The 6,604-nt window shown below is 74.6% G+C and carries 7 protein-coding genes and 1 pseudogene; all 8 read right to left on the reverse strand.

Going from position 1 to position 6,604, the window contains the following annotated elements; genetic code table 11:
- Nucleotides 1–418 (reverse strand): annotated as a pseudogene (locus AAHZ94_RS26130) (hypothetical protein); the annotation flags it as partial.
- 178 nt (nucleotides 419–596) lie between these two features.
- Nucleotides 597–1,805: an N-acetylglucosamine kinase gene (locus AAHZ94_RS26135; RefSeq protein ID WP_349995735.1), complete on the reverse strand. Its 1,209-nt coding sequence runs from the start codon at nucleotides 1,803–1,805 to the stop codon at nucleotides 597–599.
- Nucleotides 1,806–1,809: 4 nt separating this feature from the next.
- Nucleotides 1,810–2,625 carry an LURP-one-related family protein gene (locus AAHZ94_RS26140; RefSeq protein WP_349995737.1) on the reverse strand — a complete coding sequence of 272 codons (816 nt, stop codon included), beginning with the start codon at nucleotides 2,623–2,625 and terminating at the stop codon, nucleotides 1,810–1,812.
- Nucleotides 2,626–2,757: 132 nt separating this feature from the next.
- The gene (locus tag AAHZ94_RS26145) at nucleotides 2,758–3,435 is read right to left on the reverse strand and encodes a uracil-DNA glycosylase (protein WP_349995739.1); all 678 of its coding nucleotides are present in this window, start codon (nucleotides 3,433–3,435) and stop codon (nucleotides 2,758–2,760) included.
- Between the two features lie 84 nt (nucleotides 3,436–3,519).
- Nucleotides 3,520–3,792 (reverse strand): helix-turn-helix domain-containing protein, encoded by a 273-nt coding sequence (locus AAHZ94_RS26150; RefSeq protein ID WP_349995741.1) that lies wholly within the window; start codon nucleotides 3,790–3,792, stop codon nucleotides 3,520–3,522.
- Between the two features lie 177 nt (nucleotides 3,793–3,969).
- Nucleotides 3,970–5,076: an NADH:flavin oxidoreductase/NADH oxidase gene (locus AAHZ94_RS26155; protein ID WP_349995742.1), complete on the reverse strand. Its 1,107-nt coding sequence runs from the start codon at nucleotides 5,074–5,076 to the stop codon at nucleotides 3,970–3,972.
- A gap of 346 nt (nucleotides 5,077–5,422) precedes the next feature.
- Nucleotides 5,423–6,007 (reverse strand): lysophospholipid acyltransferase family protein, encoded by a 585-nt coding sequence (locus tag AAHZ94_RS26160; protein WP_349995743.1) that lies wholly within the window; start codon nucleotides 6,005–6,007, stop codon nucleotides 5,423–5,425.
- Between the two features lie 96 nt (nucleotides 6,008–6,103).
- Nucleotides 6,104–6,397, reverse strand: coding sequence for a DUF503 domain-containing protein (locus AAHZ94_RS26165; protein WP_349995745.1), 294 nt, complete (start codon nucleotides 6,395–6,397; stop codon nucleotides 6,104–6,106).
- Nucleotides 6,398–6,604: the final 207 nt, after the last annotated feature.

Here is a 6,604-nt window from a genome sequence, read left to right on the forward strand (position 1 = left end):
CCACGGCGGCCGGGCCCCCGGCGCCGCTCGCCGGCGGCGGCTGCGCCAACTCGGCGGCGGCCGGGGCCGCGGACGCGGCCCCCGGCGGCGCGGCGGCGGCCGGGGCCGCCGTGGCCAGCAGCGCCGTACGGTCCTGCGCGGCCTGTGCCAACACCGCGGCCAACGGCGGGAACTCCGCGTCGGCGCTGCCCACGTAGCCCACCCGGGCATCGAGGCCGGGCAGCTCGGAGCGGGCGATGCTCACCACCTCGTCGACCAACGCACGCGTGGCGGAGTGGGGAGTTCCGGGCACGGCGAGCACCAGCGGCGGCGCACCGATGGGGGCCGCGGCCGGCTCCGGCCTCCGGTGCCGTCCGGACTGGCGCGGGCGTGGCATTCGTACGGGCAGGCCGGGCGCCGGCCCTGTGGGGGAACTCATGGCGCCGCATGTTAGCCGCTTCCCGACCGGCGCCGTTCGGCTGGGTGTAACTAGGTCGAATCCATCCCGTTTTATCCGGTGTTTTTGGTGAGGTATGACGCACCGTCCGCTACCGCACCGTGGTGACCGGAAGGTGCCGTTAGCGGGTCGCCGGCGCAGCGCCCGTACCCCCTCGCGGCTACAGCACCTGGAGCAGGGCGTCGTCCACCGGTAGTCGTAGCGCGTCCGCGGCCAGCGCCGATGCCACGCCGAGCGCCCCGGCCAGCGGGTCGCCGGCCGCCTCCACCACCGGCACGCCGGGCAGCCGCCGCGCCAACTGCGCGCGTACCGGGTCGAGCAGTACGGCCCCCATCCGAAACAGCCCGCCGGTCAGCGCGACCGGCCGCTCAGCGGGTACGGGGCGGGCCTCGCCCGCGGCGTCCGCCGTGCGGTGCGTCCGGTCGTCGGCGCCCGCCACCGGCAGGTTCCGGGGTGCGCGCGCATCGTCGGTGGAACGGTCGGCGGCGGTGTCCGGATGGGCCGCCTGCGCCGCGCGGGCGATGTGGTCGGCCGCCTCGCGCAGGATGTCGGCGGCCACCGGGCACGCGGTGGCGCAGCGGCCGACCTCGGGCGCGAAGGAGGCCAGTACGGCGGGCCGATCGGGGCGCGGGTACAACAGCCCGGGCAGTTCGGCGGGTGGCCCGAAGACCGCGGTGAGCCGGGCCAGCAGCGCGGCGGAGCCGCCTGCGCGCCCGTCGTGCGCCCGTAGCGCGGCTTCCAGGCCCGCCCGCCCGATCCACGCCCCGCTGCCGCAGTCGCCCAGCAGATGGCCCCAGCCGTCCACCCGCCGCCAGGAGGCGCGCGGGCCGTCGGCCGGTCCGGTGCCCAGTGCGATCAGTCCGGTGCCGGCGGCCACCACGGCGCCCGGCCGCTGGCCGAGCGCGCCTGCGTACGCCGTGACGCCGTCGGCCGCGAGGGCCAGCCGTTCCAGGCCGACGGCGTCGGCGAGTGCGCCAGGTAGCTGGGCCCGCAGGTCGTCGCCGAGGGTCGCCATGCCCGCCGCGCCGACACAGCCGGCGCTGACCCGCACGGCGCCGGCCTCGCGGACCAGTCGCTCGATGGCGGGCAGTACCTGGCCGAGCAGGTCCGCCGCGTCGATGCCGCGCGCGCCGGTCCGTACCGGGCGCGGCGACTGCCAGGTCAGCGGGGTGCCGGCGGGCCGGCCGCGGGGGTCGACGGGGCCGAGCGCGATGCGCAGGCCCGAGCCGCCGGAGTCGATGCCCAGGGCGAAGACGCCGGCCCGGGCTGCTGGAGCCGCGGGGGCCGGGGAGGGTCGGCCGGCCGGGGCCCGCGCCGCGGTGGCGCGGGCGGGGACTGCCGGGCCGGTGGGAGGTGCGGTGGGCGCCATGGGTTCAGCCGAAGCCCCGGGCGTCCTGCTTGAGCGCGGTGTCCACGGTCAGCGCCGTCGCGATCACCAGGCTCAGCAGCGGGTCGGGCAGCCGCTCGTGGATCTGGAGCACGTAGTTGTCCGCGGTGGTGAACATCGTCTTGGCGAAGCCTTCCCAGGTCTTGGTGATCCGGGCGATCTCGCGGTCGTTGTGGTCGACGATGGCGAAGTTCCAGGCGCGCCAGTTCTCCGCCTTGATCGCGCCCACCTGCCGGCCGTCGGCCATGATGGCGAACCTGATCTTGCCGAAGACGTTCTGCTGGTGGATCTCGCCGACCGGCTGGCCGTTCGGGCGCTCGATGAGCACCTTGGACTTCAGGACCTTGGCCGGCCTGGTCATCACCAGGTGCGGCTGGCCGTGGGCGTCACGGATCTCCAGCCGGTGGGTCATGAACTGGTCCAGGCTGGTGGCGAAGCGCGCCACCTTCTTCATGACGCTCTGACCCACCTGCACCACCGAACCGAGGGTCTGGCCGTGCTGGTCGTAGACGCTGTACTCGTTGGTCAGCTCGATGAGCTTGACCTTCTGGTTCACCACCAGCACCGGCTCGGTGAAGAGCGTGCCGCCGCCCTGGGCCGTGGGTCCCACCTGGGCCTGCTGCTGGACCTGGCGCTGGATCTTCTCGGGCTGGGCCGGGACCGGCTGCTGGGCCGCGCCGTGACCGGCCTGCCCGGGATGGGTGTGCTGGGTCCACTGGTTACCGTCCCACCAACGGAGCTGGTGGGGGGTGCCCTGCGGGTCGGCGTACCAGCCCGCGGGGGTCGGGGATTGCGTCGTCATGTCCTCGACACTATCGCCCGTACTGCGGAACGGAGACGGTCAGGATGGTCGAAAAGCCACCGGCCCCGGCCCGTGGCCCCGAGGCCATGAGCCGGGGCCGCAGCCTCGGGCGTATCCACCGCGCGCCCCGGATCAGGGCAGTCGCCACTCCACGGGCTGGGCGCCCTGTTCCCTCAGCAGGTCGTTGGCGCGGCTGAAGGGGCGCGAGCCGAAGAAGCCGCGATCGGCGGACATCGGCGAGGGGTGGGCCGACTCGATGGCCGGCAGGTGGCCGAGGAGCGGGCGCAGATTGCGCGCGTCGCGCCCCCACAGGATCGACACCAGCGGCTTGCCGCGCCCCACCAGCGCCCGGATGGCCTGCTCGGTGACCTCTTCCCAGCCCTTGCCGCGGTGCGCCGCCGGCTTGCGCGGCGCCGTGGTCAGCGCCCTGTTGAGCAACAGCACGCCCTGCTGGGTCCAGGGCGTCAGATCCCCGTTGGAGGGCCGCGGGTGGCCGAGGTCGTGGTGCATCTCGCGGAAGATGTTGTCCAGACTGCCCGGCAGCGGGCGCACCTCGGGCGCGACCGAGAAGCTGAGCCCCACCGCATGACCGGGCGTCGGATACGGGTCCTGCCCGACGATCAGCACCCGCACCTCGTCGAACGGCTGCTGGAACGCGCGCAGTACGTGCTGCCCCGCGGGGAGGTAGGTGCGCCCCGCGGCGATCTCGGTGCGCAGGAAGGTCCCCATCGCCGTGATGCGGTCGGCCACGGGCTCAAGTGCGTTGGCCCAGCCCGGTTCTACGATTTCGTTCAACGGTCGTCCAGCCACGACCGTCACTCTACTGGCCCACCAGCCCCCTCCCGACCGGTCGGTGATCATGCCTGCGCGGGGTGTGGTGTGCTGTGCGTTTGCTCAGTCGGTGGTGTTGGTAGCGGTGGGGTCCGGGGGGAGTTCCAGGTCCGTCACCTCGCGCGCAGGGGTCGGGATGCTGCCCGGTGGCCAGCCGAGCACCTCCTCGAAACGGCGGGCCGCGAAGGGGGTGGGCGGGAAGCTGCGGTCGCTCTCGTGCGCCCTGATGGTCGACTGGCTCAACTGCGTACGCCGTGCGAGGTCGCGTACGGCAAGGCCCTCCGCTTCCCGGAACGCGATCAGGGCCTTCGCCAGCCGCTCGGATGCTTCACTCATCGCTCTGCCCTCACTGTTCTTCACCCATGGCCAGAGCATGCCGCATTGCCAGGGCCCAGCCGGCCCGCCGGGACGCCGCCGGCCGCCTGTCGCCGGGTGCGGGCGGGCTTCGGCGGGATGCGGCGTCCCGGTGCGGGGGCGTGCGATGCGCTCTGTCGGCGCGGTCAGGCGGCGCGGTCAGACGGAGCGGTGGTACTGGTTGGGGACGCGCGGCGGGACGCCGAGCGTGCGGGCGGCGCGGTGCGCCCAGTACGGGTCGCGCAGCAGTTCGCGGCCGAGCAGCACCGCGTCCGCCTCGCCGGACTGGAGGACCTTCTCGGCCTCGGCCGGCTCGGTGATCTTGCCGACGGCCCCGACCGGCAGTTCGGTCTCGGCCTTCACCCGCGCCGCGAACGGCACCTGGTAGTGCGGGCCGGCGGGGATGTGCACGTCAGCGGCGTTGCCGCCGGAGGACACGTCGAGCAGGTCCACGCCGTGCGCCTGGAGGTCGCGCGCGAAGCGCACCGTGTCGTCGACGGTCCAGCCGTGCTCGGTGTCGCCCTCGGCCGCGTTCTCCTGGAGCCAGTCGGTCGCCGAGATCCGGAAGAAGACCGGCAACTCCTGCGGCCACACCGCGCGTACCGCGTCCACCACCTGGAGCGCGAAGCGGGTGCGGTTCTCGTACGAGCCGCCGTACTCGTCCGTGCGGTGGTTGCTGTGCGGGGAGAGGAACTCGCCGATCAGGTAGCCGTGGGCGCCGTGTATCTCGATGACCTCGAAGCCGGCGGCGAGGGAACGCCGTGCCGCGTCCGCGAACTGGCCCACGATCTGCTGTATCTGCTCGGTCGTCAGCTCGTCGGGCACCGGGTGGTCGCCGTCGAAGGCGATCGGGCTGGGGCCGAGCGGCTGCCACCCGTGCCGCGCGGGGTCGGTGATGGGCGCGCCGCCCAGCCAGGGGCGGTCGGTGCTGGCCTTGCGGCCGGCATGTGCGATCTGGATGCCCGCAGTGGTCCCCTGCTCCTTCAGAAAGGCGGTGATCCGGCGCAGCGCCGCCACCTGGGTGTCGTTCCAGATGCCGAGGTCTCCGGGGCTGATCCGCCCCTCGGGCGAGACCGCGGTGGCCTCGACCAGGATCAGCCCGGCACCGCCGGCCGCCCGCGCGGAGTAGTGCGCGTAGTGCCAGTCGTTGACCGTTCCGGCGTCCGGCCCCGTCGGAGCGGCCGAGTACTGGCACATCGGAGCCATCCAGATGCGGTTCGGGATGGTCAACGACCGCAGGGTGTACGGCTCGAACAGGGCGCTCACGGCGACTCCACTTCATGGCGGCGGGTGCGGGGTTGTACGGCGTCCATCGTAATACGTCGATCATCAAATTACGAGAGGTCTCGTACGAGCCGCTGGCGCCTGCCCGGCGGGGAGCCTCGTACGGGTCGGTGTGTGCCGCTATGGCCCCGGCTCCGTTGCCGCCCGGCCGGTGTCTGCCTGCCCAGCGCCCACCCGGCGGGAGGTTCCGTACGCATCCTCGTACGCCGTCGCGCCCGGTCGCCCGCCTCGGCGCCTGCCCGGGCATCCTCCCGCTCCCGCTATCGCTGTCGCCGTCGTAACCGTCAAGCCGCTGCCGACCCGGCCAGGGCGGTCCCCGCTCAGGCCGCTACGCCGGTGGCGTCCCCTCGGCCGGCGCGCGGTCGCTTCCTCCGTCGGGGACCGGCCCCGGTCCCGCTGCGCGTTCCGGCCGCGGCCGTCGCGGTGGGGCGCCGCCCCACACCCGGCGCGGGCCCGGGCGGGGTGCGGGGCGGGTGGACTCCCACACCCGGCGCCAACGGGCCGCCCGCCGGCCGTCGTCCGGCGGTGGCGCCGTGGGGGGAGTCGGTCGGGCGCCCGCCACCTCGGCCGCCGCGCGCCGCGCCCCGTACCAGCCCCGCTCCGACTCCGCCCACAACGCGTTGACCTCCCGCATCATGCGATCACGGAACGCGGGCGCGCCCTCGCCCGGCCGGGCCGTCAGCGGGCGGCCGAAGTGGACGCTGATCGGCGGGCCGCCGCGCCGCGGCAGCCGCTCGCCCGGCGCCAGCGCCGCGAACGAACCCCGCACCACGACCGGGACCGCCGGCACCCCGGTGTCCAGGCACAGCCGGGCGGCGCCCAACCGGAACCACCGCATCCAACCGTCCCGGGACCGCGAGCCCTCGGGGAAGAGCAGCACGCTCCAGCCGCAGCGGATCAACCGGGCGGCCAACTCGGCGCCGTGGCCCGGGCGTTCGGCGCCGGTGCCGTGGGGGGGGGCGGGGCGGGGGCGCGCCCCCCCCCCCCCCCCCGGGCCCGGTGGTGACGATCAGTCGTCGCCCCCGGGGTACCGGCGCCGTACCGACAGCAGTTCCACCTCGGGGCGGCCTGCTACCAGGCGTTCACACTGGTCGAGTACGTCGGTGAGGTGCCCCGCGTCCCCGGAGACGGCCGCGAGGCCGATCTCGGCCCTGCGGTGGAGGTCCTGGTTGCCGACCTCCGCCGCGCTCACCGCGTACTTGCGGTACAGCTCAGCGACGATCGGGCGGACGATGGAGCGCTTCTCCTTCAACGACCGTACGTCGCCGAGGAGCAGATCGAAGGACAGGGTCCCTACATACATGTGTGTCCGGTTGACCCGCCGGTCCGGGGTAGCCCCCCGCCACTGCTTGGCAGGGACACCAGAACCGTACACGCAACGGCCGGGGCCGATCGACGGGAATTTCCCTCCCCCCCCCGCTCCCGCGGCGGGGGGGCCCCCGCCCCCCCCGCCCCCGCCCGGGGGGGGGCGCGCTGTCGGGCGAGCGGTCGAGCACGGGCGGACGAGCAC

The organism is Streptomyces sp. HSW2009 (assembly GCF_040240285.1).
GTDB lineage: Bacteria > Actinomycetota > Actinomycetes > Streptomycetales > Streptomycetaceae > Streptomyces.